This is a genomic window from Streptomyces sp. NBC_01775, assembly GCF_035917675.1.
Classification (GTDB): Bacteria; Actinomycetota; Actinomycetes; order Streptomycetales; family Streptomycetaceae; genus Streptomyces.
Genome location: NZ_CP109104.1, coordinates 7,585,707 through 7,611,263 on the forward strand (window position 1 = coordinate 7,585,707; position 25,557 = coordinate 7,611,263).

General features: G+C 72.7%; 20 protein-coding genes and 2 pseudogenes. 9 read left to right on the forward strand and 13 right to left on the reverse strand.

The window, feature by feature from the left end; genetic code table 11:
- Positions 1–106 precede the first annotated feature (106 nt).
- A complete protein-coding gene (locus OHB04_RS33695; protein WP_326808927.1) occupies positions 107–1,459 on the reverse strand; it encodes an MFS transporter in 1,353 nt (450 codons plus the stop codon).
- Positions 1,460–1,489: 30 nt separating this feature from the next.
- Here OHB04_RS33695 and OHB04_RS33700 point away from each other — a divergent pair.
- Positions 1,490–1,630, forward strand: a pseudogene (locus OHB04_RS33700) (AraC family transcriptional regulator); the annotation flags it as partial.
- A 187-nt stretch (positions 1,631–1,817) separates the two neighbouring features.
- Here the strand turns inward: OHB04_RS33700 and OHB04_RS33705 are convergent.
- Positions 1,818–2,411 carry a DoxX family protein gene (locus OHB04_RS33705; protein WP_326808928.1) on the reverse strand — a complete coding sequence of 198 codons (594 nt, stop codon included), beginning with the start codon at positions 2,409–2,411 and terminating at the stop codon, positions 1,818–1,820.
- Positions 2,412–2,655: 244 nt separating this feature from the next.
- On the opposite strand from OHB04_RS33705, the gene OHB04_RS33710 reads away from it, so the two are divergent.
- Both OHB04_RS33710 and OHB04_RS33715 read left to right on the forward strand, forming a co-directional pair.
- Complete coding sequence (locus OHB04_RS33710; RefSeq protein WP_326691420.1) at positions 2,656–3,852, forward strand: MarP family serine protease; 1,197 nt, start codon at positions 2,656–2,658, stop codon at positions 3,850–3,852.
- 79 nt (positions 3,853–3,931) lie between these two features.
- Complete coding sequence (locus tag OHB04_RS33715; RefSeq protein ID WP_326691421.1) at positions 3,932–4,168, forward strand: hypothetical protein; 237 nt, start codon at positions 3,932–3,934, stop codon at positions 4,166–4,168.
- A gap of 233 nt (positions 4,169–4,401) precedes the next feature.
- Here the strand turns inward: OHB04_RS33715 and OHB04_RS33720 are convergent, their stop codons facing one another.
- Entirely contained in the window at positions 4,402–5,334 is a 933-nt protein-coding gene (locus OHB04_RS33720) for a GNAT family N-acetyltransferase (protein ID WP_326691422.1), read from the reverse strand.
- A 119-nt stretch (positions 5,335–5,453) separates the two neighbouring features.
- Here OHB04_RS33720 and OHB04_RS33725 point away from each other — a divergent pair, with 119 nt between their 5' ends.
- Positions 5,454–5,837 carry a GntR family transcriptional regulator gene (locus OHB04_RS33725; RefSeq protein WP_326691423.1) on the forward strand — a complete coding sequence of 128 codons (384 nt, stop codon included), beginning with the start codon at positions 5,454–5,456 and terminating at the stop codon, positions 5,835–5,837.
- 231 nt (positions 5,838–6,068) lie between these two features.
- Here the strand turns inward: OHB04_RS33725 and OHB04_RS33730 are convergent, their stop codons facing one another.
- Together OHB04_RS33730 and OHB04_RS33735 are read right to left on the reverse strand one after the other, a co-directional pair.
- Entirely contained in the window at positions 6,069–6,683 is a 615-nt protein-coding gene (locus OHB04_RS33730; protein ID WP_326691424.1) for a hypothetical protein, read from the reverse strand.
- A gap of 89 nt (positions 6,684–6,772) precedes the next feature.
- On the reverse strand, positions 6,773–7,918 hold the full coding sequence (locus OHB04_RS33735; RefSeq protein ID WP_326691425.1) for a DUF5925 domain-containing protein: 1,146 nt from the start codon (positions 7,916–7,918) through the stop codon (positions 6,773–6,775).
- 131 nt (positions 7,919–8,049) lie between these two features.
- Between OHB04_RS33735 and OHB04_RS33740 the strand changes: the two genes are divergently transcribed.
- The gene (locus tag OHB04_RS33740; protein WP_405803128.1) at positions 8,050–9,471 is read left to right on the forward strand and encodes a xylan 1,4-beta-xylosidase; all 1,422 of its coding nucleotides are present in this window, start codon (positions 8,050–8,052) and stop codon (positions 9,469–9,471) included.
- 72 nt (positions 9,472–9,543) lie between these two features.
- On the opposite strand, the gene OHB04_RS33745 is transcribed toward OHB04_RS33740, so the two are convergent.
- From OHB04_RS33745 to OHB04_RS33770, 6 genes and pseudogenes are all read right to left on the reverse strand, one after another.
- Positions 9,544–13,434, reverse strand: coding sequence for a polysaccharide biosynthesis C-terminal domain-containing protein (locus OHB04_RS33745; protein WP_326691426.1), 3,891 nt, complete (start codon positions 13,432–13,434; stop codon positions 9,544–9,546).
- Positions 13,431–14,228 (reverse strand): polysaccharide deacetylase family protein, encoded by a 798-nt coding sequence (locus OHB04_RS33750; protein WP_326693047.1) that lies wholly within the window; start codon positions 14,226–14,228, stop codon positions 13,431–13,433. The genes OHB04_RS33745 and OHB04_RS33750 overlap by 4 nt, the downstream gene beginning before the upstream one ends.
- Before the next feature lie 138 nt (positions 14,229–14,366).
- Positions 14,367–15,272, reverse strand: a pseudogene (locus OHB04_RS33755) (glycosyltransferase family 2 protein); the annotation flags it as partial.
- Positions 15,273–15,343: 71 nt separating this feature from the next.
- Positions 15,344–16,225, reverse strand: a complete 882-nt coding sequence (locus OHB04_RS33760) for a glycosyltransferase family 2 protein (RefSeq protein WP_326691427.1) — start codon at positions 16,223–16,225, stop codon at positions 15,344–15,346.
- A 345-nt stretch (positions 16,226–16,570) separates the two neighbouring features.
- Positions 16,571–17,713 carry a GNAT family N-acetyltransferase gene (locus OHB04_RS33765; RefSeq protein WP_326691428.1) on the reverse strand — a complete coding sequence of 381 codons (1,143 nt, stop codon included), beginning with the start codon at positions 17,711–17,713 and terminating at the stop codon, positions 16,571–16,573.
- A complete protein-coding gene (locus tag OHB04_RS33770; protein WP_326691429.1) occupies positions 17,713–18,114 on the reverse strand; it encodes a hypothetical protein in 402 nt (133 codons plus the stop codon). The genes OHB04_RS33765 and OHB04_RS33770 overlap by 1 nt, the downstream gene beginning before the upstream one ends.
- A 497-nt stretch (positions 18,115–18,611) precedes the next feature.
- On the opposite strand from OHB04_RS33770, the gene OHB04_RS33775 reads away from it, so the two are divergent.
- Positions 18,612–18,878 carry a hypothetical protein gene (locus tag OHB04_RS33775; RefSeq protein WP_326691430.1) on the forward strand — a complete coding sequence of 89 codons (267 nt, stop codon included), beginning with the start codon at positions 18,612–18,614 and terminating at the stop codon, positions 18,876–18,878.
- Between the two features lie 51 nt (positions 18,879–18,929).
- On the opposite strand, the gene OHB04_RS33780 is transcribed toward OHB04_RS33775, so the two are convergent.
- Positions 18,930–19,688 carry a GntR family transcriptional regulator gene (locus OHB04_RS33780; RefSeq protein ID WP_326808929.1) on the reverse strand — a complete coding sequence of 253 codons (759 nt, stop codon included), beginning with the start codon at positions 19,686–19,688 and terminating at the stop codon, positions 18,930–18,932.
- 2 nt (positions 19,689–19,690) lie between these two features.
- Complete coding sequence (hmgA, locus tag OHB04_RS33785) at positions 19,691–21,037, reverse strand: homogentisate 1,2-dioxygenase (RefSeq protein ID WP_405807259.1); 1,347 nt, start codon at positions 21,035–21,037, stop codon at positions 19,691–19,693.
- A gap of 313 nt (positions 21,038–21,350) precedes the next feature.
- Here hmgA and OHB04_RS33790 point away from each other — a divergent pair, with 313 nt between their 5' ends.
- From OHB04_RS33790 to OHB04_RS33800, 3 genes are all read left to right on the forward strand, one after another.
- Positions 21,351–22,883 (forward strand): CitMHS family transporter, encoded by a 1,533-nt coding sequence (locus OHB04_RS33790; RefSeq protein ID WP_326691432.1) that lies wholly within the window; start codon positions 21,351–21,353, stop codon positions 22,881–22,883.
- 65 nt (positions 22,884–22,948) lie between these two features.
- The gene (locus OHB04_RS33795) at positions 22,949–24,367 is read left to right on the forward strand and encodes an aldehyde dehydrogenase family protein (RefSeq protein WP_326808930.1); all 1,419 of its coding nucleotides are present in this window, start codon (positions 22,949–22,951) and stop codon (positions 24,365–24,367) included.
- Between the two features lie 35 nt (positions 24,368–24,402).
- Positions 24,403–25,488, forward strand: a complete 1,086-nt coding sequence (locus OHB04_RS33800; RefSeq protein ID WP_326808931.1) for an alcohol dehydrogenase catalytic domain-containing protein — start codon at positions 24,403–24,405, stop codon at positions 25,486–25,488.
- Positions 25,489–25,557 lie beyond the last annotated feature (69 nt).

The following is a 25,557-nucleotide window of genomic DNA, read 5'->3' on the forward strand; positions in this document are numbered from 1 at the left end:
GGCGTGCCGTCCTCCCCGGCAGCGCGCCGTGAACCCGACCCGGTGATCAGCACGCTAGCCCTGCCGAGGCCCCGTTTCGCCTGTCCAGCCTGGGTCAGGGTGATCCTTATGGCTGCTTTAAGGCCGGCCTAAGAGCCCGCACAGGATCCGGCCGCATGGCGAGCGCGAGTGCGCAGAGTGCCGCCGTGGCGACGAGCGCGAAGCGCAGCCCCCACGCTGCCGCGACGGCCCCCGCCACGGCCGGGCCCGCCAGGGTGCCCAGGCCGAGGAAGAAGACGGTGCCGCTGAAGCCCGTCGCGGGCTGCTCGGGAAAGACCTGGTGACTCCACACGGCCAGCAGCCCCGAACCGGCCATGAAACACGGCCCGTACAGCACTGCCGAGACCAGCACGGCGGGCAGCGAGCCCGGCGCCAGCCCCAGCAGCGCGACGGCGGCGCCGATCCCGGCGAACAGCCCGGCGTGCACCCGGCGCAGCCCGAAGCGCCCGATGGCATGCCCGGTCAGCACGCCCGCTGTCCCCGCGAGGCCCATCAGCGTCCAGAACAGCGGCGTCAGTACGCTCTCCGCCCCGGCGGCCGAGGCGACAGCCTCCACCGCGAACGCCCAGTAGACCGCCCCGACCAGCCCGTACAGCAGCGCGGTGGCGAACAGCGGAACGGCGGCCCGCCGCGCGAACTGGAGGAGAAGCGGGCGCGGTTGGGCCGGTGCCGACGTGGGTGCCCGCACGCGCAACCCCGGCTCCGCGCCGTGCGTCGGCGCGGGGGCCGAGGCCGAGGCCGGGGCCGGGGCCGGGGCCGGGGCCGGGGCCGGAGACGGGGGCTGTGAGCCCGTTCGTCCGGCGGCGTGGGCCTCGGTTTCTGCCCGCGCCAGGGGCCGCAGAGAGGTCGGCCCCCGATCCACTCCGCCGTGCGGCACATGCGGCACATGCGGCACGTGCGGGCCGCTCGGCAGCACGCGGGCGTTGGCCAGCGTGGTGAGCAGGGAGAGCGCCGCGAACGTCAGCCACGCGTACCGCCACCCCGCGCCCCGCGTGGCCAGCGTGAGGGGGCCCGCGACGAGGACTCCGAACGCGGTGCCGGTCGCGATCGCCCCGGTCACCCGCTCCCGCAGCCGTCGCGGCACCATCCGGTCGACCGCGTCCGAGTACGGCGCCCAGGCGAAGCCGGAGCTGCTGCCCGCCAGTACGAGCCCGGCCGTCAGTGTCCCGGGCCCGGGCGCGAGGGCCACCATGCCGGTACCCAGCGTCGCGGCCAGTCCGCCGGTCACCACCAGCGGCCGGGGACCGAAGCGCGCCACCAGCCCGCCGACCAGCAGCAGGGCGGCGAGACAGCCGAGGTAGGAGGCGCTGCCGATCAGCCCGACGCGCGAGACCGACAGCCCGAACTCCCGCCGGAACTCGGGGAGACAGAGCCCGTAGCCGTAGCGCGCGAAGCCGTAGGTGACCCCGATCGCCGCCATGCCGGACAGGCCCAGACGCCAGTGCGGGGGGAGTGTTCCGACCTGCCCGTCGACGCGGTCGCCGCGCGCAGCGGGCTGGGCACCGGCGACGGGCTGCGGCAGCACTTCCGCCGCGGGCTGGGCACGACCCCGGCCGCCTACCGCCGTACGTTCCGGCAGCGCGCGAGGTGACGGCGGGCGAGGTGATGTGGCGTCAGCTGGCCGCGTGCGAGGTGACGGGCTCCGGGCGGGGGTCAGGGCGGGTCCCGGGCAGGTTCCGGTCGCGTCGTGCGGCCCGGGTCACGCGAGGTGGCCGGGCCGCACGACGCGCGGCGGTGCGGGTGGGCGCGAGTGCGTGCGGGTGGGCGCGCGCCGTGGCTCAGGCGCGCGTCAGCAAGACCGCGCAGGCGGTCGCCAGGGCGAGGGCCAGCGCCGCCAGGCCGTGGGCGAGGCGGTGGTCGCGCAGGACGGGCAGCAGGTGGTCGGCCGCGTACCGGCCGGGGCCGGTCAGGGTGAGGCAGGCCGCGCCGGCGGCGAGCACCACCGCGTACTCCACGCCCTCCGGCGCGAAGAAGCTGCCGTCCCAGGTGACGGTGAAGGCGTTGACCATGGTGCCGAGCACAGCGGCGCCGGCGAGCGGGGTCAGCAGGCCGACCGCGAGTCCGAGCCCGCCCAGCGTCTCGGTGAGGCCGGCGACCAGGGCCATGGTGCGCCCGGAGGGATATCCCATCGCGGTGAAGGACCGAGCCGTTCCGTCGAGCCCGTGGCCGCCGAACCAGCCGAACAGCTTCTGGGCGCCGTGCGCCGCCATGGCCAGGCCGAGCACCAGCCGGAGGGTCAGCAGCCCGGCGTCGTAACCGTGCTGCGACGACCGTGACGCCTGCGCCGGGTGCGGGGTTGTCGGGTCGGGGGAGGCGGAAGGGACGGGGATCGGGGAGGAGGCGTCGTGCAGCGTTGCGTGGGGGGTGTGCATGAGTGTCGACTCCTACGTCGGTGTGGACCGCGTATGGCGAGCTCGGAACACGGGTGAACTGCCGTACGCGGGGCGCACTCGGGGGGTGCGCGCGCTCCAGCCGCCCTGACGGTAGCGATTGGTCTGAACCTGCACAACAGGGTGCGTGCGGTCTGTCACAGACGGAACCGAGAGGGAGGGGTTGTGCGTTTTCTCCCTCAAACACCGAAGCGAGCAGCGAGAACAGCGAGAGGGGGCATAGGCCATGAACCTGCTGGATCTGCTCCTGATTCTCGCGGCACTCGCCTTCGCCGGATCCGGATACCGCAGAGGGCTCGTCGCCGGGCTCCTCGCCCTGGCCGGTTTCGTCGGCGGCGCCGCCATCGGCGTCTGGCTGCTGCCCTTCGTTCTCGACCTCGTCGAGAGGGGCACCACCTCGGCCACGGTCCTCGCCATGCTGACCGTGCTGTTGCCGGCGCTCGGCGGGCACGCGCTCGCCTCCCAGCTCGCCTGGCGGCTGCGCCGCGCGATGCGCTGGCGCCCGGTGCGCTGGGCCGACGGCGCGGGCGGCGCGGTCGTCAACGTCATCGCCGTGTTCGTCGTCGGCTGGATGGCGGCCAGCGTGCTGTCCGCCTCCCCGTCCCCCGCCCTCAACCAGGCCATACGGGGCTCGGCCGCGCTGGAGACCGTCCACGAGCGGATGCCGGGCGGCGCGGCGACCTGGTTCAACCGCGCCACCGGAGCACTCACCACCGCCGGCTTCCCCCAGGTCTTCAACCCCTTCGAGCACGAGCCCGGCGGCTCGGTGCCCGAGCCCTCCGGCGACTCCGTCACCCGCGCCGCGACGGCGGCGGCCCAGCGCAGCACCGTCAAGGTCGAGGGCGTCGCCAACGTCGAGGGCGGCCAGCAGGGTCAGGAAGGCAGCGGCTTCGTCTACGCGCGCGGCCATGTGATGACCAACGCGCACGTCGTCGCCGGCGTGGACGAGCCGACCGTGCGTGTCGGCGGCACCGGCCGCCCCTACGCGGCCAAGGTCGTGCTCTTCGACGCCGACAAGGACATCGCCGTCCTCAACGTCCCCGGGCTGCGAGCCCCTGTACTCCGCTTCGCGGGCGACGCCGCGCGGGGCGATCAGGGCGTCGTCGCCGGATACCCGGAAAACGGCGGCCTCGACCTGCGCGCCGCAGCCGTCGCCGACCGCACCACCGCACGCGGCCAGGACATCTACGGCACCTCGCTGACCACCCGCGACATCTATGCCATACGCTCCCAGGTCCGCCCGGGGAACTCGGGCGGACCGCTGCTGACCCCCGAAGGACGCGTCTACGGGCTCGTCTTCGCCCGCTCCACCAGCGACGCGGGCACCGGCTACGCGCTCACCACCGACCAGATCCGCGCGCACGCGCGCCAGGCCGCGGACGCGACGCGGCCCGTCGACACGGGGAACCGCTCAGCGTTGTGAGGGGGGACGGGCCGGGGGCAGCAACCCCCGGACCAGCCCTTATGCTTGCGTGCCGTCCCCCCTTTGAACGGAGCACGTCATGCGTCGCCTCTTCCTGGCCGCCCTCGCCCTCGCCGCCCTCGTCCTGACCGGATGTGCCCAGGACTTCGACGCGGGCCCGGCCGGGAAAGTCACCGACAAGGTGAAGGACGGGAAGAAGTTCTACCTGGTCGTGGAACCGAAGAAGGGCGGCAAGGACAAGAAGTTCCGGGTCAGCAAGTACGACTACCACGACTGCAACCGAGGCGCGAAGTACCCCAAGTGCGTCGACGACTGAGCCCTCCGGCGCGGGTGCCGGGCCTGGTGCCGGAATACGGCCTGTCCAACGGATCTTTGCGTTGCCCTCATTCCTGGTGCTGAGCAGGGGGTGCCCCTGCCTGTGTTCCGCAGGGCGCAGGTGTTCCCCCAAGCTCTTCGAGCAGGGAGGTACCCCCAGGCTGGTCGCGCCCACGCGGCGGAGCCGCATATATGACACAGCATCGCGCCCCTTCGGGGCACCCGGCGCCGGGCTCACAGCTCCTTGACGTAGCGCCACTCCGCGCCCGCCTCCGTGTAACCGAGGCGCCGGTTGACCGCGAGCATCGGGGCGTTCGTCGCGTCGTTGCCGGTGAACGCGTGGGCGTACCCCGCCGCGCGTGCGCGCCGCAACGCCGCCACCTTGGCGAGCCGCGCCAGCCCCCGCCCCCGGTACGCGCGCCGGGTGCCCGTCATCCCCGACCAGTACCGGTCGATCCCGTCCGTCTGCGCCACGCTGTACGCGGCGACCTCGTCGCCCGCCATGACGACGCCGCTCAGCTCCGGATCCCAGTCCGGCCGCTGCCAGTTGAGGCGCAGCCACTCCTCGTACGGCATCGTGCCCGTGCTCACGTCGCCCGGCTCGTCGGCCGAGCACTCGATGTCCGCCTCGTACAGCGGACGCAGGTCCTTCCCCAGGTCCGCCGCGGTGCACAGCGCGAGACCGTCGGGCAGGGTGCCGGGCACCTCCGGGAGCGTCGCGTGCCGCAGATCCAGCCCGAGGAAGCGGGCCAGCCGGGAGCGGACGTAGCCCCGGCGCTCGGCGAAGCCGCAGGCGCGGGGGGTGTCCGTGACCCAGGCGTGCACCCTGCGGGCCCTCAGCGCCGTCAGATACGCCTCACCAGCCGCCGCCAGCGCTGATCCCGCGCCCGCGCCGGCCGCGTCCGGGAGCACCGCCGTGTGCAGGAAGGCTTGCCCCGGCTTTGTGCTGCCCGCGACCAGGCCCGCGTCCGCGCAGCCCGTGAGCGTGCCGTCCGCGTCCTCCGCCTCCTCGGCGACGAGCCAGCGCAGCCGTTGGCTCAGCGGTGCGTGCGTCACCTGCCACAGCAGGGCCTCGGCGGTGCAGACGAGATACGGCACGGCGGTACGGCGGATCGCGGCGACGGCCTCCGCGTCCTCGGGGCGGAAGGTCCGCACAGTTGGTGTCATGGGGCGCGAGGTTACGGCGCCCCCTGGGGTGCCGTCTCCGGATTTCCGCCGCCTCCCGGTGGCCTTCCGGCGGCTGGGGGAGAATCGGCCCGTTGCCCGCCCGCTTACCCGGAGGTCCCGTGGCCCCGAACGTCTTGAGCATCACCGTCGACGCCGCCTCGCCGGAGGCGCCGTACGAACAAGTCCGCGCGCGGATCGCCGAACTGGCGCGGGGCGGCGAGCTGCCCACCGGCTACAAACTGCCCACGGTGCGCGGCCTCGCGGAAGAGCTGGGCCTCGCGGCGAACACCGTCGCCAAGGCGTACCGGGCCTTGGAGGCCGACGGGGTCATCGAGACGCGGGGCCGCAACGGGACGTTTGTCGCCGCGGTGGGGGACGCGGCCGTCCGTGAGCTCGCCGACGCGGCGATGGCTTTCGCGCGTCGCGCGCGGCGCCTGGGCGTTGACGAGACCTCCGCGCTGTCCGCGGTGACGGAGGCTCTCCGCGCCACGGATGACGCCTGACGGCGTCGGTTCCCCGCCTCACCCTTTGTCCGCCCCACCTTTCCCGCCGCGGCGGTGAGCGATTGGATTCGACGTTTCCGGCGGTGCCGCTCCGGCCTGTGCGGCCGGTTTGGCACCGCCGGGCAGCGGCGTTGGGGTGCGCGCCGTTGCGGTGGAAAAGAGGTTGGGGGCGCTCACCGTCGCGGCGGAAGAAGAGGGGACGTAGTCCCCAGTGCGGTGGGAAGAAGAGGGCTACAGGCGGGTGGCGGCCTGCTTGGTCGTCGTGCGGAAGGCCGCCAGGGGGGCTTGGGGGAGGGTACCCATCTCGGACCAGCGGACCGCTGTCACCTTCTTGCCCTTGCGGACGACCGCGAACAGGCTGACGTTGTGCTCCGACTCGGGAGGCGCGACGTGCACACCGTAGACGTGGGCGCTGTCGCCCGCGGCGACCTTCCCGTAGTCGTCCCAGGAGGCCAGCCCGCCAGGGTTGGACCGCAGCCAGTCGGCGGCGCAGTTCGCGACGCGCGCCTCCAGCTTCGCGGCCAGCTTGCCCGCCGCGGCGGGCGACTCGGCGGTGACGGCGACCTGCTCGGCGCCGGCGTCCATGTCCGTGTGGAAGGACCGGTGGTAGGTGTCGGCCCCGGCCGGGATCGCGCCCGCCAGACAGAAGGGCTCCGGGTCGGGAAGCCCCTGGGTGACCTTGCCCGCGTACCAGGGCGAGGTCGCGTGCGGCGGCAGGTCTCCGGGCTGGAGGAAGCCCGGTGCCGGGGCCGCCATGGCGGGGCCCGCGGCGAGCAGGGCCACGGATACGGCTGCGGTGACGGCGGTCGCGCCGGCTGTGGCCCGGCGGACGGTGAATGTGCGCATGGATGTGTGCCTTCCCCCGTGAGTGAACTGTCGTAGAGACAGACCCACGACCCCCACCGATGGTTGTCGTCCCGCCGGTGGGGAGTCGTTCAGAGGTAGAGGCCCGAGCCCGCGCGCTCCTGCGAGGGGACGTGCGCGGGGGACTTGCCCTTCTTGAGGGCGTACAGCTCCGCGAGTGTCGTGCCCTCGCGGCCGATGCCGTCGTCCGTGCCGAGCCAGGCCGTGGCCTCCTCGTGGGTGAGGGAGCCGACCTCGATCCGGGCGAGGCACCGCCCGGGCCGTACGACGGCCGGGTGCAGCCGCTCCAGGTCCTCGTTGGTGGTGACGCCGACCAGCACGTTGCGGCCCTGCCCCAGCAGCCCGTCGGTGAGGTTCAGCAGCCGCGAGAGTGCCTGACCCGCCGCGTACTTCGCCTCGCCCCTGATCAGCTCGTCGCAGTCCTCCAGGAGCAGCAGCCGCCAGCGCCCGGACTCCGGGTCGGAGTCGTCCGCGCCGATGGCGATGTCCATCAGATAGCCGATGTTGTTGAACAGGTGCTCGGGGTCGAGCACACAGTCGACCTGGCACCAGTCGCTCCACGAGCGCGCGAGCGTGCGCAGCGCGGAGGTCTTGCCCGTGCCGGGCGGCCCGTGCAGCAGGAGGAGGCGGCCGGAGATCTCGTCGGGTGTGACCTTCATCAGCTCGTCCATGGCCGTGGCCACCGGCGCCGTGTAGTTCTCCCGCACGTCCTCCCACGCGCCCGCGCTGATCGTGCGGGAGGTGCGGCGCGGGCCGCGCATGGGGGAGTGGTACCAAAAGCCCATGGAGACCTGGTCCTCCTGGGGCTCCGGCTCGTCCTCCGCACCGTCGACGGCCTGCTTCAGCCGCTGCTCGGCCAGCTCGTCGGTGATCGCCGTCACCGTCACCTCCGCGCCCTGGCTCCAGCGCGACACCCGTACCGTCCAGCCCTCGCCCTCGGCGAGGACGGAACCGGAGTTGTCGTCCTTCGCCTCGCGCAGCACGCTGGCGTTCGGCGGCAGCAGGGTGCAGCCCTTCTTGACGCGGTCCACGGTGTGGCTGCGCGCGTAGGGCTGCTCGCCCATGGTGAAGCGGCCCAGGAAGAGCGCGTCGATGATGTCGGTGGTGGAGTCGCTGTCGTCGATGGCAAGCCGGGGCGGAAGCACCAGCTCAGGCGGGGTGGGGGTCTCGGAAGCCAGGATCTCGCTCCTGTCGTCGGGGCGGCTGTCGGCACACATGACGGCCATGATCCGGCATGGGGGCCCGCACGCGCACACGGGTTTCCACGCCGAAGGCGTGCCCCGCCCCGGCAGGTCGCAACCTCCCAAAGCGGGCACCTCGCACCGTACTCTGGGACCGGGGTGGGCGCATGGGGCGGGGCAGGGGCGGGATTCCGGGCCGGCACAGTGGCGGCCCGGCGGCGATGAACGTGGCGCGCTGGCGGCTGACGGGCCTGGTCGGGGCGGGTGTCGTGGCCCTCGCGCTGGCGCTCGCGATGTGCGGTTTCCCACCCGGCGACTCGGGCGCGGCCAAGAGCGGTCCGGGCGTGTACGGCAGCCCCCCACCGCGTGACGAGGACCCCGGCACCGAGCTGGGCTGGGGCTTCACCCACACCAAGACCAGCGCCGACGAGGGCGGCAAGGCGGCCCGTGAGCGCGCGGCGGCGCTGCTGAAGCGCACGGGTCTGGCACAGAACCAGCACATCATGGGCTGGGGCGCCGACAACCCGGAGCCCTCGCCGGGCCGCTACGACTTCGAGGCCCTCGACAAGCGGGTGGAGCTGATGCGCCGCAGCGGCGTGACCCCCGTGATCACCCTGTGCTGCGCACCGGACTGGATGAAAAAGGGCGGCCGGCAGGGCAGCACGGACTGGTCCGAGCTGGAGACGGCGCCCTCGCCCCAGCACTACGACGACTTCGCCGAGCTGGCGGGCGTGATCGCCCGCCGCTATCCCGATGTGCAGCACTTCATGGTGTGGAACGAGCTGAAGGGCTTCTGGGACGACGGCGCCGACCGGTGGGACTACGAGGGCTACACCCGCCTCTACAACCTCGTCCACGCGCAGCTGAAGAAGGCCTCGCCGCGCAACCTGGTCGGCGGCCCCTACGTCGTCATGGACAGCGTCGGCAAGGCCAGCCACAACGCGTCCAAGGTCACCGGCCCGTGGGGCGCACTCGACCGGCGCGCGCTGGACGCGGTCCGCTACTGGAACCGGCACAAGAGGGGCGCCGACTTCGCGGTGGTCGACGGCTCCAGCTACACCGCCGACGACCGGCTGGTGCCTGATGAGTTCGCCGCCACGGACAAGCTGACCGCCGTCAGCGAATGGATGCGCGAGGAGACGGGCCTGCCGTTGTGGTGGGCGGAGTGGTACGCCGAGGTCGGCGACGAGAACGACGAGCGCGACGGCTGGAGCGAGCGGCACCGCCTGGCCGTGCAGGCGTCCGCGCTGGCCGCGCTCGCGCGGGGCGGCACGGACGCCGCCTTCTACTGGAACCCGCAGAACACGGGCCGGGCGTGCGCGGGCTGCCTGTGGCGCGGTACGCAGTTGGCGGACGGCGGCGGCGAACTGCCGATGATGCGGCTGCTGGCCCGCTTCCAGAAGGAGTTCCCGCCCGGCACGCGCTGGAAGAAGGTGCGGGTACGGGGCGCTGACGCCGCCGCCGTCCGCACGCTCGGCGACGACGAGCGGGCGCTGGCCGTCAACACCCGCCCCGGTCCGGTGTCCGTGCGGGTGGCGGGGGACACCGTGAAGCTGAAGCCGTACGAGGTCCGCTGGCTCGCCCGGTGAGGGCCCGGCCCTCGTCCCGCCCCGGCCCGCACCGGCCTCCTGCCCGGCCTGCCCCGGGCCCCGACCCCGCCCTTACGCCAGCGTCACGAAGCGCTGGATCAACGACGCGAGCAGCAGCATCACCAGAGGCAGACCGAACCAGAACGTGCTCTGGAGCCAGGCGAGTTTGCGTTCCCCGGGCGGCGCCATGACCCGTACGACCTCCCGGGACATCAGCAACAGCACCAGCAGGCCGGCTGCCATCGCACCCATCACCGTCCACGAGGTCCAGGTGACGCGGGGGCCGGGCGGTCCGGGATCGGGCGGCTCGGCGCGCTTGGCGCCTGCGGCTCCCGGCCGCAGGGCGTACAGCGCCGCGTCCCCGTTGCGCAGCACGGTCCGCAGCTCCGGGCGCGCGTCGAGCGAGGAGGCCGTACGGCGCTGCCAGTCGGCCGGGTATCCGGAATCCAGCCGCAGATACTCCGACTGGCTCTCGTTGAGCACCAGATAGGAGTTGGGCCCGGCCTCCCGCAGCGCCTCGACCATGGCCGCCGCGCCCTTTCCGGAGGGCTCCGGAGCGGCCGGGAAGGGCACGTACTCCACCCGTTCCATGTCCCGCGCCCCCCACGGCAGCGCGGGCGTCACATCGTTGACGGGGTCGTTGCTCGGCCACAGCAGGCGCGCGGTGGGCCTGTCGTGCGCGTAGAGGTAGTCCATCGCCGCGACCTCGCCCGCGCGCACCCGCTCGAACGACTCGTTGCCCCAGCGCACCACCAGGAACCCGCCCATCAGCACCAGGCCCACCAACAGCGCGGACAAGGGCGCGAGCCAGGAGGGCCGCCGGGTGCCGGAGGGCGTACGGCTGGAGGCGCGCGGGAACAGGCCCAGCGCGCCCAGCACACACGCGGCCGGGGCGGCGAACAGGAAGACCCGCAGCGCGACTTCGCCGCCGTAGGACTGCGCGCCGAACGCGAGGAACGGCACGGCGGTCAGCACCACCAGCGCCCTGTCCGAGAGGCCGCCCCGCAGCCTGCGCAGCAGCCCGAAGGCGGCCAGCCCCAGGGTGCCGCCCGCCAGCGCGACCCGCGCGTACAGCACCAGCTTGTGCGTCTCGCTGCCGCCCTCGATGCGCCCGGAGACGGAGGAGGACACATTGCCGCCGACCCCGCCCACTCCACCGAACAGTTCTTCGAAGTGCCCCGACCAGTACGGCTCGGCCAGGAAGCCGATCCACACGGTCAGCAGCACGGCGCACAGCAGCGGCAGCCCCGCCAGGGTGCAGCGCCGCACCAGCACCAGCCCCGTCAGCACGCCCAGCATCACGAACGGGGTCAGCTGGTGCCCCGCGACGGAGGCGAGGAAGAGCGCCATCAGCACGGCGAGGATCACCGCCCGCTGGCCCCTGTCCACCTCCTGCCCGGTGTCCGCCTCACCGGGGCCGCGCCGTCCGCGCAGCAGCCTGGGCTCGCGGAACCACACCAGCAGCAGCGCCACGAACAGCAGATAGAACAGGAAGGTGAAGCCCTGGGGCGAGAAGTAGTCCTGGCCGACCCAGCCCGACAGCGCGAAGAACCACACCGCGCACCACTTGGCCCGCCACCCGGCCCGCACCGCCCGCAACAGCAGCGCCAGCGGCGCGAGATACGCGAGCTGGATCAGGGTGGGCCACCAGCGCAGCAGCCCTGACAGGTCGTCCACGCCCGCGGCCTGGGCCAGGAAGGCGGCCCCGGCGAAGAAGCCGGGCCAGCTCCAGCGCGCGTCCAGGTCGGGCACCGCCGTGCCGGTGCGTTCGATGAGGTCGACGAAGCCCAGGTGCTGCCAGGCCGTGGGGAAGCGCGGCGCGCCCTCCAGCACGGCGGGCACCGCGTGCAGGGAGACGACCGTCAGCAGCAGCGCGGTGAGCAGCAGCGCCTTGTGCTGCCCCGGCAGCCACAGCGCCCCGGCGAAGGCGCACACCAGCAGCCCCGCCCCCAGCAGCGTCGCCGTCGGCAGGACGGTGACCAGGCCCAGACCGCCCATCCCCGCCAGGTCGGCCTCGCCCAGCCCGGACAGCGGCAGCCAGTACGCCGCCGGCGCGGCGCCCAGCAGCAGCCACAGCGCGGCGACCGGCACCCACCGGGGCCCGCGCACGGGGGCTGACGGCTCGCCGGGACCGGTGAGCGAGCCGCGGGGAGTGTCCGGACCACGCGGCTCCGGCTCCGGCTGGGACGTCGGCTCCGGCTCCGGCTGGAGCTCCGCCCCCCGCTGCGGCTCCGGCTGCGACGTCGGCTCCGACCGCGGCTTGCGCTCCCGTACGGGCTCGGCCGCCGGGATGCCCCGGGGCGGGGTGACGCTCGGGTGCCGGTCCAAGTGCTCCAGGTCCGGGCGCAGATGGAGCGTCGGCTCGTCGGTGTCCCGCGCCCAGCTCGGCCTCCGCCGTACGGCGTCCTCGGGCGGGGCCGCCTCCGTGCCGGTGCGGGTGCCGGTGCCGGTGCCGGTGCCGTCCGGCGCGTACTCGACCGCCGGGTAACCGGCCGCCGTGTCCTCGTCCGCCCGGTAACCGGCTGCCGCGTCGTCGGGCTCCTCCTCCGCCGCGTCCCCGGCCGGGTACGGGGCGTCCGCGGCGCCCGGCGGGTTCGCGCGCAGGATGCCGCGGAGCTTCCAGCCCGCGATCACCGCGATCAGCAGCAGGCTGCCCGCCTCCGCGATCCCCGCCCCCGTCAGGCCCAGGTGGGGCAGCAGCCCGACCGTCAGCCCCAGCACCAGGACACACAGGAGCCCTTGCAGATAGGCGAGCCCGGAGGTGCGGCTCTGGGCGCGCAGCACCGCGTAGTACGTCTCGATCACCACGCGCAGCACGGCCCCCACCGCGTAGTAGCGCAGCAGCGGAGTGGCGGCCTCCGCGTAGCCCTTGCCGAAGACGCGCAGGATCTGCGGCGCGAACAGGAACAGCCCGCCGCACACCGGCAGCATGATGCGCGCCATCCGGCGCAGCGCGGCACGGCAGTTGTCCGCGATCCGCGCCGGGCTGTGCGAGCCCTCGACGGTGAGCGAGGCGCCCATGTTGAGGGCGAGGAGGTTGATGGTGCCGCCGATGGTGGTGGTGATGTAGAAGTACGCGTTGTCGCTGGAGCTGACCTGCGAGGCGACGATCACCGGTACGAGGTAGACGACGGCGAGCGAGAAGAGCGAGCCGGTGTAGTCGCCCGCCAGGAAGCGCCCCATCTCGCGCAGCGACGCGGGCCGCGCCCGCTCCTGGGTGGCTTTCACATGGCGGGGCACCAGCCGCCGGAAGACCAGCCAGCCCAGCGGGACCGTCGACAAGGCGATGGCCAGCGCCCAGGAGGCGAACACGCCCGCCGTGGGGACGACCGTGGCCAGCCCCACCAGCAGCGCCAGCTTGACCGTGGAGAAGACGGTGTTGCCCACCGGCACCCAGCGGGCACTGCGCAGCCCGGTCAGCACCCCGTCCTGGAGGGTCAGCAGCGACCAGGCGACCACCGCGAGCACGAAGCCGAGGCCCGGCAGCGTCCCGCGCAGAAAGCCGTAGGACGGGCCCCACCAGCCCAGCGTCAGCAAGAACACCAACGCGGCGAGCGCCACCAGCACCGAACTGGCCGCGTACGTACGGAAGATGAGCCGCGCCGTCGTCCGCCCCGCCACCGGGATGAAGCGGGCCAGCGCGCCCATCAGTGTCACGGCGGTCAGTCCCGCGAGGAACTTCATCGCCGCGATCGCCGCCGAGCCCTGGCCGACCGCTTCCTCGGAGTAGTAGCGGGCGGCCACCACCCAGTATCCGAGGCCCAGGACGGCCGAGATACCGGTGTTGATCATCAGCGCGTAGGCGTTCTTGAAGAGCTGGCTGCCGCCCGCTCCGCCGCCCCCCTCGCTTCCGGTGCCGGTGCCGGTGCCGGTGCCCGGGGAGGCGCTCGGTGCGCCCGTCCGCTGTGTCCGGCCCGGAGCGCCCGTGGTGGCGCCCCGAGCCTGGGAGGTGGTGTCGGTCACGTCGTCGGCCGACCTCCGGATCCCCGCGCACTCGCGGCCACCGTGACGGCGGCGCGGCGCGTGCGGCGCACCACCGCGTAGCCCTTGCCCAGCACCCGGTCCCGCGCGAAGTCCCGGCCGATCGACCGCCCTTCGACCATCCGCGCGAACTCCTCGATGCCCGTGGTGCGCCGGACCGTCAGCCGGGTCAGCGCGAACGGGCTCTGACTCCTGCTGGCCGGCGCGTTGTTGACGGCCAGCGACTGGCCGAACCCGGCCTCCCGCACGGCCTGCCGCACCCGTCTGCTGGAGTACCCGTACGGGTACGCGAACGACACGGGTGCGGTGCCCGTCTCCGCCGCGATCAGCTCGCGGCAGTACGCGATCTCGTGCCGCAGCGGGCCGTCGGCGAGCTGATCGAGCTGCGGATGGGTGTGACTGTGCCCGCCGATCTCCACGCCCGCCGCCGCCAGCGCGCGCACCTGGTCCCAGCCGAGCATGCGATCCAGGGCCCCGCCCGTGTGGTGCGCGCCGCGCAGCCAGCCGCTGGAGACGAACAGGCTTGCCCGGAAGCCGTGTCCGGCGAGCACCGGGAGGGCGTGCTCATACACGCCCTCGTACCCGTCGTCGAACGTGACCAGCACAGGGCGCGCCGGAAGGGCGCCACCGGCGCGCCACGCCCCGCACAGCTCCGCCGTGGTGAGCGGGGTGAAGCCGCGCGCCTCCAGGAGCGCCATCTGCCCGGCGAAGGCCGCCGGAGTGACGGACAGCGCCCTGGCCGCCCTGGACGGAGTGTCCGAGACGGCGTGGTACATCAGCACCGGGACCGGCCGGTGCGCCGCCGGATCAGCCGCGGGCGGCCGACCCGACGGCCGGCCGGTCCTCGCCGCTGTCAGGGCCGGGGCCCTGCCGCTCCCGGCCGCTGTCAGGGCAGCCGGGACCTTGGCGCTTCCGCGCAGCGACTCCGCCGCGTACCCGGCAGCCGCCGCTCCCGTTCCGAGGACGATCGCGCCCGCGCGGCCCGCGCCCCCGGGACGGCCGCGCAGGAAGTCGGCCGCGCCCCGGGCGACTCCGGAGGTCAAAGCGCGCAGGACGTAGGCCCGTTCGGTCCGCAGCCCGTCCTGCGCGCCCACCAGGCGCGAGATGTGCGCCTTGGAGACGCCCTCGGCGAAGGCGCGGGTGCGCAGATAGCCCAGCCGCTCGCGGGAGGCGGGCACCTGGTGGTGGATGACGGCACGGTCGTCGATGAGCAGCACCGCGTCCTTGCGGGCCTGCCCCAGCCGGATGCACAGCTCCGTCTCCTCGCACCCGAGGGGCAGCCGGTCGCCGTCGCGGCCGATGCCGGTGGCGAAGCCGCCGACGGCGTCGAAGGCGGTACGCCGGAACGAGGCGTTGCCGCCCAGCACATTGCGTACCCGCACCTGCCCCGGCGGGTGGCCCCGGTACATACAGCCGACCACCCAGTCGAACTCCTCGGGGAACCACGCCGGGCGGCGGCCGGAGGCCCAGACCGGCTCGGTCCTGCCGCCGACGGCCAGCACGAGGGGATCCTCGTAGGCCCGCACGAAGTGCCGCAGCCAGTGACGTTCGGCCACCGCGTCGTCGTCGAGGAAGGCGATGATCTCGCCCTTGGACGCGACGATTCCGGTGTTGCGCCCCGCCGACAGCCCGCGCGGACCGGCGTTGGCCAGCACCCGCACCCCGGGCACGGTGGTGTACACGGCAGTGAGCCGGGTCAGCAGCGCCGGGTTGTGGTCGACGACCAGCAGAATCTCGGCGGCCGGGTACGACTGCGCCCGCACCGAGGCGACGGCGGCGAGCGTGTCGTCCCAGCGGTCCACGGTGTAGGCGCAGATCACCACGGACACCGAGAGCGCGCCGGCGCCCTCGGCCGCCGAGGTCCCCGCGGGACCGGCCGGCCGGTGCTTCGTCACAACCCCTCCCGCAGTGTGGCGGCACGCACCGCCACGGGTGTCGTACCGCGTCTGCCGCCACGCTCGCGCAGGATCACCCGCAGGACGCGCAGCCCGTCGCGGACCGCGCGCAGATTGCTGACGCCGTGGATGCGCTCGTACTCGTGGCTCGGTATCTCCTGTACCCGCAGCCCCGCGCGCACCACCCGGATGTTCATCAGCGTCTCGACCTCGAAGCCGGCGCAGTCCAGCTCGATGTGGTCCAGGCAGTGCCGCCAGAAGGCGTTGTAGCCGTAGCACAGGTCGGTGTAGCGGGCGCCGAACTTGCGGTTGACGAGGCTGGTGAGCACGCGGTTTCCCAGCTTGCGCACCGGCGTCATGTCGTCGGTGCCGCCGCCGTTGGAAAAGCGCGAGCCCTTGGCGAAGTCGGCGCCGCCCACCAGCGCCGACACATAGCTGACGATCTCCGCGCCGTCGGCCGAGCCGTCCGCGTCCACCATGACCACGATCTCGCCCGTGCAGGCGGCGAACCCGCTGATCAGCGCGTCCCCCTTGCCCTTGCCGAGCTGCTCGACGACCTTGACGTCCGGCCACAGCTCGCGCGCGACCTCGACCGTGTCGTCCGTGGAATCGCCGTCGACCAGCACCACCTCGTGGATCCACTCGGGCAGGGACTTGAAGACGTACGGAAGGTTCTCGGCCTCGTTCATCGCCGGGATGACGACGCTGACGAGTGGCGTGATCGCCAGGTGTGAGGAGACCGCGCGATAGATGTGCCGGGTTTCTTCGGATTCCCGTTCGAGCGCTGTTCCGGAAGTATTCTCGGGCGCTTTTCCGGGGTCCTCCTCGGGCCCCTTTCCGGACGCCTTTTCGAATAATGGCCGCACGACAAACGTCATGAGTCTGTTCCCTCTCGTCCGGTGGACCGCGGCGAAGCCCGGTGGTCCTGCACGTGTCCGGTTCGAAAGGGGGGTTTGCTCCATGGTGCGGAGCGCTGGCATACGTCACTTCCCGCGCGGCCCGTATCCCGGCGTCGCCGCCCCCCTCAAGGCGTACGGCATTCCGGGCAACGGCACCCCCCAACCGCGCCCCGCACCCCTCCGTCCCCGACGTTCCTGGCCCTCCCCTGAAGCCGTCGGCGGCGGTCCCCACTGGTGTGGGGTGATGCGGGTGGATGTAAGACGGTATTGATTATTGGTCACCCATAGCAATACCCGGGAAATGATTCCCGATTCGCTATCGGATTACGACCCCACCTCCCTTGGCCCGTCCGCCGAGGTCTTCTCGTTCTTTCCGGCCGAACGCAGCGATCCCGCCGCTTTGAGCAGCCTGTCCGCGGGCTCGAACAGCTCCGGCCTGGCGAGCACCGCGTTTCGAAGCGCGCGCACGGGCGCACGGCGCGCGCGGTGGCCGAGCGCCACCGGATGGCGCCGGGTCACCCACCCCTCGTGCACCGTGACCTCCCGGGTCTTGAGCAGGTCCTTGTACTCCTTGTGACCCCGTCCCAGATCCACGTACGAGACCCCGTCGGCCGCCGCGCCCTCGGCCATCAGCAGATGCATGACCAGCCCGGGGGAAAAGCGCGCGAACTCCGGGTCGTAGGCGGGGAACCAGCAGGTGTGCACCCGGTCGCTGCGCAACCCGAAGTGCGCCGCCGCGGGCCTGTCACCGGCGTAGAGCACCGAGAGCTGCCCGGCGAAGCGGTCGGTGCGGCTGTGGAAGAGGTGCTCGGCCAACCGTACGATCCAGGCCCGCGCGAAGCGGTCGCTGCGCCCCGTGCGGCGGTACTGCGCGGACTTCCACGCCATGAGAGTGCTCAGCATCGCCGGGTCGCGCTCGTCGTGCACATAGCGCACGGCGCCGGCGGTGCGCCCCATCTTGCGCTCCTTGTAGCGGAGGGTGCGCACGAATTTGGGGGAGCGGGCGCGCAGTTGCGCCAGGTACGCCTCGAAGCCCTGGTCCAGACCGATCACCGGCGAGGCGTACGAGCCGGAGATCCCGGCGGCCAGTCCCGGCTGGCCTTCGGCGAGGTGGTCGAACTCCCACATCGCGAGCCCGCAGGCGCGCAGCAGCTCGGCGGGGTCCCACTCGAAGCCCGGCCGGTGCACGACGCCCTGGCAGTCCGAGAGCCCCAGCCCCACCGCACGGCCCACGCCCAGCGGACCGCGTTGGAAGGGCAGGAAGGCGGCTGGCTCCCCGTCGCCCTCCCGCACGACGGCGATGCGCACCCCGGAGCGGCAGCGGCCCAGCGCGAGCGTGAACTCGGGCGACAGGAACGGGTTCGCCAGCTGAGGTGCGCCGTGCAGATGGGCCTTGGCCTGCAACGAGGTCCACGTCGCCCGGTCTGCCGCGGTCAGCTCTCCCGGCCGGCACACCTGGATGTCCATCAGCCGCCCCGGTTCATTCGGCCGCCGGTGCCCCGGTGCCGGGCCAGCGACACCAGCAGTACGGCCACGCTCAGCGCCCCGATCGCCAGCACCCCGCCGCGCGAGGACCACAGCCGGGCCGCGATCATCACCTCGGCCACCAGCAGGTCGACGGCCATGGCGCCGATGACCGCGATGACGGTGCGGCTGAGCGGATCGAGCCGGGGCAGCGCCGCGGCGATGGCCGCCGCCGGGGCCACCAGCAGGAAGAACAGCGTGAAGGGGGCACGCAGGACCGAGTCGACATCGGCGAGCGCCAGCAGCGCCCCCACGCCTCCGACGGCCACGGCCGCACCGGCGAGGAGCGCCCACGAATCCTCGCCGCCCTCGGCGCCCTCGTGCCCGGACGGCGCGCGCGGCACCGGCTCTTGCGGCGACGCGGACGGGGCGGTCTCTGTTGGAGGTGCGGACGGGGCGGTCCCTGACGGTGGCGCGGACGGCGCGGATTGCTCTTTTTGTGCGGATGGTGCGGAAATATCACGTGAGCGCTGGATGAGCTGCGTGATCTGCATGGCGGCTGATCCCCCCCGGAATGCCCCCGAAGCGCAGGATGCGCATATCGCGTATTCAATCTGACGTAGCCGCACGAGGGCGTCAAGCGCCCGCCGGGACTGTGGCCGACACATGACGGGTCGACGGCCGTCCTTCGGTCACACCTCGGATACAACCCCGATCCGGGGGGTTTATGTCCGTTCTTGCCCCGTACCCCGAACGTGCGCCGCATGCTGTCTCCTCGTACGGTGTTCGTCAACGGGCTTGTGGGGCAGGTGAATCCCGTGACCGGGATACACGCGTGTCGTAGTCGGGAGATAGGGTTACTCTGCCCGGAGCGGGTGCCCTCGTACGGGTGGGGAGTGACATGGAACAGATAACAGTGAGCAGCAGGGCGCGAGTGCCTGCGATCAAATGCGGTACGAGCGCGACAAGTTCGCGTCTCGACCGGCATCTCTCCGTGCTCGCCGGGCCCGCCGTCCCGCAGGTCGAGACGGAGGAGGCGACGACGCTGATGCGAGAGATCACACAGCGCGACGCCACACGGAGCCGGACGAAGAGCCGGAGCGCGCGCGTTTCGCTGTTCGCACCGCTGCGCAAGCTGCGCCGGACGATCTTCGGCGGACGCGGCTGAATCCGGCCGCCGGACTGTGAGGGGACGGTCCCGGCGGCCGTTCGGTCTGCTTCAGTCCGTCACGTTCTCCAGCGTGACGGAGAAGGCGAAGCGATCCCCCCGATACCGGATGCGTACGACATCCACCACCTGGCCCTCCCCGTCGTAGGTCACCCCCGTGTAGTGCAGGATCGGGCTCAGCAGCGGCACTTCCAGCAGCCGGGCGGTCTCCGGCTCGGCCAGCCGCGCCTCGACCGTGTCGGTGATCCGGCTGATGCGCACCCCCACCCCGTCCCTCAGCACCTTGGTCATCGGCCAGCCGCGCCGCAGGTCCTCCGGGTCGATGAGTTTCGCCACATCTGAACGGATGAGGTTCACCGCCCAGTTGGTCGGCTCCCCGCTCTCCTTGTCCCGGCGCAGCCTGCGGTAGGCCACCGCCTCGGGCTCCCCGGGGAAGTGCCCGGCCAGCTCGGCGGGCACCGGCTCGGGTCCGTACCCCAGCAAGGTGGTCGGCTCCCCGGACTGCTGGGCCACGATCGTGTCGACCGAGCCCAGCAGCCGCACCGGACGCGCGCGGCGCACGTCCGGCTCGATGAAGGTGCCGCGCCTGCGGTGCCGGCTGATCAGCCCTTCCGACTCCAGCTCCTTGAGGGCCTGGCGCATGGTCAAGACGCTCACCCCGTAGTGCCCCGCCAACTGGTCCTCCGGCGGCAGCCGGTCGGGAGCCCCGGTGGGGCGCCCGAGTATGGACGCGCGCAGAGACTGGGACACCTGATACCAGAGCGGGAGCTTCCGGTTCAGCTCGACCGGATCCGGTGTGAACAGGGACAAAGTCACCTCCGCTGGGGCCGCTCGAAATGACGCTCAAGCCCCTGCCACACCGCGTCGTAGTCGGACTGGAGGTGCTCGGCGGCGAGGGCCTGCTTGGTGAGGGAGACGGGCCAGCGTGTCTCGAACATGAAGGCGAGTCCGTCGTCGATCTTCTGCGGCGCCAGTTCGGCCGCCGAGGCCCGCTCGAAGGTCTCCCTGTCGGGCCCGTGCGCCGACATCATGTTGTGCAGCGAGCCCCCACCGGGAACGAACCCTCCCTCGCCACCGGCCTTGGCATCATAGGCACCCTCGATCAGGCCCATGTACTCGCTCATCACGTTCCGGTGGAAGTACGGCGGGCGGAAGGTGTCCTCGCCGACCAGCCAGCGGGGCGCGAAGACCACGAAGTCCACGCCCGCCAGCCCCGGGGTGTCCGAGGGCGAGGTGAGGACCGTGAAGATCGAGGGGTCCGGGTGGTCGTAGCTGATGCTGCCGAGCACATTGAAGCGCCGCAGGTCGTAGACGTAGGGCACGTGGTTGCCGTGCCAGGCGACCACGTCCAGCGGCGAGTGGTCGTAGACGGCCTTCCAGAGGTTTCCGCAGTACTTGCTGACCACCTCCACCGGGCGGTCCACCTCCTCGTAGGCGGCTGTCGGGGCCAGGAAGTCGCGGGCGTTGGCCAGCCCGTTGGCACCGATGGGGCCCAGGTCGGGGAGGACGAAGGGGCTGCCGTAGTTCTCGCAGACGTAGCCGCGCGCCGACTCCTCCAGCAGCTCCACGCGGAAGCGCACCCCGCGCGGGATCAGCGCCACCTGGCCCGGCTCCGCGCGCAGCAGCCCGAACTCGGTGCGCAGCAGCAGCCCGCCGTGCTCCGGGACGATCAGCAGCTCGCCGTCCGCGTCGCTGAAGACCCGGTCGGTCATCGCGGCATCGGCCACGTACAGGTGCACGGCCATACCCGTGCGCTGGGTGACATCGCCGTTGCCGCCCAGGGTCCACAGCCCGGCGAGGAAATCGGTGCCGGCCGGGGGCTCGGGCAGGGGGCCCCAGCGCAGCCGGTTGGGGTCGGGCTCGGTGCCGGTGAACGGGGCGGCGGCCAAGGAGCCGTTGTCGGCCCGTACGAAGCGCGGGTGCGCCGCCGAGGGGCGGATGCGGTACAGCCATGAGCGGCGGTTGCGGGCGCGCGGCTCGGTGAAGGCGCTGCCGCTCAGCTGCTCCGCGTACAGGCCCAGGGGGGCGCGCTGCGGGGCGTTGCGGCCCACCGGGAGCGCTCCTGGGACGGCCTCGCTGCTGTGCTCGTTGCCGAATCCCGACAGGTGAGTGAGTCCCTCCGCCGCCTTGCGTGCCCGCTCCCGTGTCCCCTGCTCCATGGCGCTCGTGCTGTTGGTGCCCTGGCCCATCGCCAACTCCCGCCGCATAAAGGATTCCTGTGCAGGACCATAGGAATAGTTGTTGCCTCCGTCAACGAAGCAACGCGCGCGCAGGGGGGAGCCGACCCGCGTGGGGCGGGGAGCCGGTGCCCGTGCAGTGCGGAGCCGCGCGGTGACACCGCGCTGAGCTGGGGTTTTGCTCATATTGTTCACGGCTGGACGTCTTGTGGCGGCCTTCGGGGGGCGCCTACGGTCATCCGGACCGCCGCACACGGGGGGCGGAGTTCAACGGCGAACGCAGAGGTAGATCCCCATGCTCACTCTTCTCGGCTTCCTCATGATCGCGACATTTCTGACGCTGATCATGATGAAGCGGATGTCGCCCCTGGCGGCCCTGGTCCTCATTCCCGCGCTCTTCTGCGTCCTGGCGGGGCAGGCCACCAGCCTCGGGGACTACGTCCTCAAGGGCATCGGGGAGCTCGCGCCGACGGCGGCGATGCTGATGTTCGCCATCATCTATTTCGGCGTGATGATCGACGTCGGCCTCTTCGACCCGATCGTCCGGGGCATCCTGCGCTTCTGCAAGGCCGACCCGATGCGCGTGGTGATCGGCACGGCCGTGCTCGCCGCGGTGGTCTCGCTGGACGGCGACGGCTCCACCACGTTCATGATCACCGTCTCCGCGATGCTGCCGCTCTACCGCAGGCTGAAGATGAGCGTGCTGGTGATGACGGGCATCGCGGCCACCGCGAACGGCGTCATGAACACCGTGCCGTGGGGCGGCCCCACCGCCCGGGTGGCGACCGCGCTCAAGCTCGACCCCAGCGACGTCTTCGTCCCGATGATCCCGGCGCTGGCCTGCGGGCTGGTCTTCGTCTTCTTCCTGGCCTGGATCCTGGGCCTGCGCGAGCGCAAACGGCTGGGCACGCTGACGCTCGACGGGCCCGAAGGCTCCGAGGGAGCGGGCGAGGAGTCCGGGCGGATCCTCCGGAAGGCGGAAGCAGCGGAGGAGACCGAGCGGGAGGCCGCCTTGGCGGGTGCCGGCGGCCGTACGGCGGGTGCGCGCGGCGGCAGTGACGCACTGCCCGGCGGGATCCCCGCTCCCCGGAGCGCGGGCGGCGCCGGAGACGGCGTCACGGACGGCCCGGACGAGCGCGCGGCAGGCGGTCCGCACGGGCGAGCCGTCGAGGACCCGGCCGGTGAAGCCGGCGGGCTCGACCCGCACCGCGCCACCCTGCGCCCCAAGCTGTTCTGGTTCAACGCCGCGCTGACGGTGGCCCTGCTGACGACGCTGATCACCCAGCTGCTGCCGATCCCGGTGCTCTTCCTGCTCGGCGCCGCCATCGCGCTCACCGTCAACTTCCCGCACATGAAGGACCAGAAGGCCCGGATCGCCGCGCACGCCGACAACGTCCTGAACGTCTCCGGGATGGTCTTCGCCGCCGCCGTCTTCACCGGCGTCCTGACCGGCACCGGCATGGTCGAGGACATGGCCCGCAACCTCGTCAGCGCGCTGCCCGACGGCCTCGGCCCCTACATGAGCGTCGTGACCGCGGTACTCAGCATTCCCTTCACGTACTTCATGTCCAACGACGGCTTCTACTTCGGCATCGTGCCGATCCTCGCCGAGGCGGGCGGCGCGCACGGCGTCAGCGCCGTCGAGATCGCCCGCGCCTCGCTCGTCGGACAGGTGCTCCACATGTCGAGCCCGCTGGTCCCCGCCGTCTATGTCCTCATCGGGATGGCCAAGGTCGAATTCGGCGACCACACCAGGTTCACCGTCAAGTGGGCCACGCTCACCTCGCTCGTCGTCCTCGGCGCGGGGCTGTTGTTCGGCATCCTGTGAGTGAGATCCACCGCACCTCGACGCCGTGCTGACACCCTTGATGACCCGACAGTAGGTTTGCCCCCATGAAGGCACACGACGGCATGTACATCGACGGCGCGTGGTGCCCCGCGCGGGGCACCGGCACGATCGAGGTCACCAACCCCGCGGACGGAACGGCCCTGGCGACCGTCCCGGCCGGCGACGGCGAGGACATCGACGCGGCCGTACGCGCCGCCCGTGCCGCCTTCCCCGGCTGGGCGGCCACGCCCTCCACCGAGCGGGCCGCCCGCCTCGGCGCGCTCCAGGAGATCCTCATCGCCCGCCGCGACGAGATCGCCGAGACCGTCACCGGCGAACTCGGCTCGCCGCTCGGCCTGTCGCGGAAGGTGCACGCCGCCGCGCCGATCGCGGTGTGCGGCAGCTACGCCGAACTGGCCGCGGAGTTCACCTTCGAGGAGGAGATCGGCAACTCGCGGGTGCTGCGCGAGCCCGTCGGGGTCGTCGGCGCCATCACGCCCTGGAACTACCCGCTTCACCAGATCGTCGCCAAGGCCGCGCCCGCGCTGGCCGCGGGCTGCACCGTCGTCCTCAAGCCCGCCGAGGACACCCCGCTGGTCGCCCAGCTGTTCGCCGAGGCCGTACACGAAGCGGGCGTGCCCGCCGGGGTGTTCAACCTCGTCACCGGGCTCGGACCGGTGGCCGGGCAGGCCCTGGCCGAGCACGAGGGCATCGACCTGCTGTCCTTCACCGGCTCCACCGCCGTCGGCCGCCGCGTGGCAGCCGTGGCGGCGGGCGGCGTCAAGCGCGTCGCGCTCGAACTCGGCGGCAAGTCCGCGAACGTGATCCTGCCCGGCGCCGACCTGGCCAAGGCCGTCAAGGTGGGCGTCGCCAACGTGATGTCCAACTCCGGCCAGACGTGCAGCGCCTGGACCCGGATGCTGGTGGACGCCGGCCGCTACGACGAGGCCGTACGGCTCGCCGCCGAGGCCACCGCCAAGTACGTCACCGGCGACCCCCGGGACGAGGCCACCCGCGTCGGGCCCCTCGTCAACGCCAAGCAGCACGAGCGCGTCACGGGCTACATCGCGCGCGGCCAGGAGGAGGGCGCCCGCCTCGTCACCGGCGGCACCGAGCCGCCCGAGGGCCACGAGAGCGGGCACTACGTACGCCCCACTGTCTTCGCCGACGTCACACCGGAGATGACCATCGCGCAGGAGGAGATCTTCGGCCCCGTCCTGTCCATCCTGAAGTACCAGGACACCGAGGACGCGCTGCGCATCGCCAACGGCACCGTCTACGGACTCGCGGGCGCGGTGTGGTCCGAGGACGAGGACGAGGCGGTCGCCTTCGCGCGCCGGATGGAGACCGGCCAGGTCGACATCAACGGCGGACGCTTCAACCCCCTCGCACCGTTCGGCGGCTACAAGCAGTCCGGCGTCGGGCGCGAGCTGGGCACCCACGGTCTGGAGGAGTACCTCCAGACCAAGTCCCTCCAGTTCTGAGCCCCGCTCCCTTCGTGTCCCCCTTGGAGCCCCCAATGGTCCGCGCAGCCGTACTGCCCGCCGTCTCGGCACCGCTGGAAGTCACCTCGATCACGCTTCCCGAGCCGGGCCCCGGCCAGGTGCGGGTGCGGCTGGCCGCCGCCGGGGTCTGCCACTCCGACCTCTCCCTCGCCAACGGCACCCTGCGCCAGCCCGTCCCCGCGGTGCTCGGTCACGAGGGAGCCGGCACGGTCGTCGCCGTCGGCGAGGGCGTCACGGCGGCGAGGCCCGGCGACCGCGTCGTCCTCAACTGGGCGCCCTCCTGCGGCGAGTGCCACTTCTGCGCGCGGCTGTCCGAGCCCTGGCTGTGCACCCGCGCCAACGAGGCGACGACCGTCCCCTACGCCAGCACCCGCAGCGGCGACGGGCTCTACCCCGGACTGAGCGTGGCGGCCTTCGCCGAGGAGACGGTCGTCCCCGAGCGCGCGGTCCTCGCGCTGCCGGACGGAGTGCCGCTGGAGGACGCCGCGCTGCTGGGCTGCGCGATGCTCACCGGCTACGGCGCCGTGCACCACAGCGCCCAGGTGCGGCCCGGCGAGTCCGTCGTCGTCCACGGCGTCGGCGGGGTCGGCCTCGCGACGCTCCAGTCCGCGCGGCTGGCCGGGGCCGGGCAGATCATCGCGGTGGACGTCACCGAGGAGAAGGAGGGGCTGGCGCGGTCGGCCGGAGCGACGGACTACGTCGTCGCCTCCGAGAGGACGGCCAAGTCCGTGCGGGCGCTCACCGAGGGCGGGTTCGGCGCGGACGTGGCCGTCGAGTGCGTGGGCCGCGCGGAGTCGGTCCGCGCGGCCTGGGATTCCACCCGGCGGGGTGGGCGCACGACCGTCGTGGGCATCGGCGGCAAGGACGACCGGGTGTCCTTCTCCGCGCTGGAGGTCTTCCACTTCGCGCGGACGCTGCGCGGCTGTGTCTACGGCGATTCGGACCCCGCACACGATGTTCCCGTGCTCGCGGAGCATGTGCGGGAGGGGCGGCTGAATCTGGGGGCGCTCGTGACCGAGAGGGTGCCCTTGGCGGGCGTCGAGGGCGCGTTCGAGGCCATGCGCGCGGGCCGTGGGGGCCGCACGTTGGTGGTGTTCTGAGCCCCTCCCCGCCTAGTGCCGTGACCGGCATTCCAGGACGGCTAAGCGGGCGCTCAGTCGCAAGGTAAG

Coding starts and splice junctions, on each gene's coding strand:
- OHB04_RS33695 (WP_326808927.1), bottom strand. CDS start 1,459: ATGGCGGCGATCGGGGTCACCTACGGCTTCGCGCGCTACGGCTACGGG.
- OHB04_RS33705 (WP_326808928.1), bottom strand. CDS start 2,411: ATGCACACCCCCCACGCAACGCTGCACGACGCCTCCTCCCCGATCCCC.
- OHB04_RS33710 (WP_326691420.1), top strand. CDS start 2,656: ATGAACCTGCTGGATCTGCTCCTGATTCTCGCGGCACTCGCCTTCGCC.
- OHB04_RS33715 (WP_326691421.1), top strand. CDS start 3,932: ATGCGTCGCCTCTTCCTGGCCGCCCTCGCCCTCGCCGCCCTCGTCCTG.
- OHB04_RS33720 (WP_326691422.1), bottom strand. CDS start 5,334: ATGACACCAACTGTGCGGACCTTCCGCCCCGAGGACGCGGAGGCCGTC.
- OHB04_RS33730 (WP_326691424.1), bottom strand. CDS start 6,683: ATGCGCACATTCACCGTCCGCCGGGCCACAGCCGGCGCGACCGCCGTC.
- OHB04_RS33735 (WP_326691425.1), bottom strand. CDS start 7,918: ATGTGTGCCGACAGCCGCCCCGACGACAGGAGCGAGATCCTGGCTTCC.
- OHB04_RS33740 (WP_405803128.1), top strand. CDS start 8,050: ATGGGGCGGGGCAGGGGCGGGATTCCGGGCCGGCACAGTGGCGGCCCG.
- OHB04_RS33750 (WP_326693047.1), bottom strand. CDS start 14,228: ATGTACCACGCCGTCTCGGACACTCCGTCCAGGGCGGCCAGGGCGCTG.
- OHB04_RS33760 (WP_326691427.1), bottom strand. CDS start 16,225: ATGACGTTTGTCGTGCGGCCATTATTCGAAAAGGCGTCCGGAAAGGGG.
- OHB04_RS33765 (WP_326691428.1), bottom strand. CDS start 17,713: ATGGACATCCAGGTGTGCCGGCCGGGAGAGCTGACCGCGGCAGACCGG.
- OHB04_RS33775 (WP_326691430.1), top strand. CDS start 18,612: ATGGAACAGATAACAGTGAGCAGCAGGGCGCGAGTGCCTGCGATCAAA.
- hmgA (WP_405807259.1), bottom strand. CDS start 21,037: ATGGAGCAGGGGACACGGGAGCGGGCACGCAAGGCGGCGGAGGGACTC.
- OHB04_RS33790 (WP_326691432.1), top strand. CDS start 21,351: ATGCTCACTCTTCTCGGCTTCCTCATGATCGCGACATTTCTGACGCTG.
- OHB04_RS33795 (WP_326808930.1), top strand. CDS start 22,949: ATGAAGGCACACGACGGCATGTACATCGACGGCGCGTGGTGCCCCGCG.
- OHB04_RS33800 (WP_326808931.1), top strand. CDS start 24,403: ATGGTCCGCGCAGCCGTACTGCCCGCCGTCTCGGCACCGCTGGAAGTC.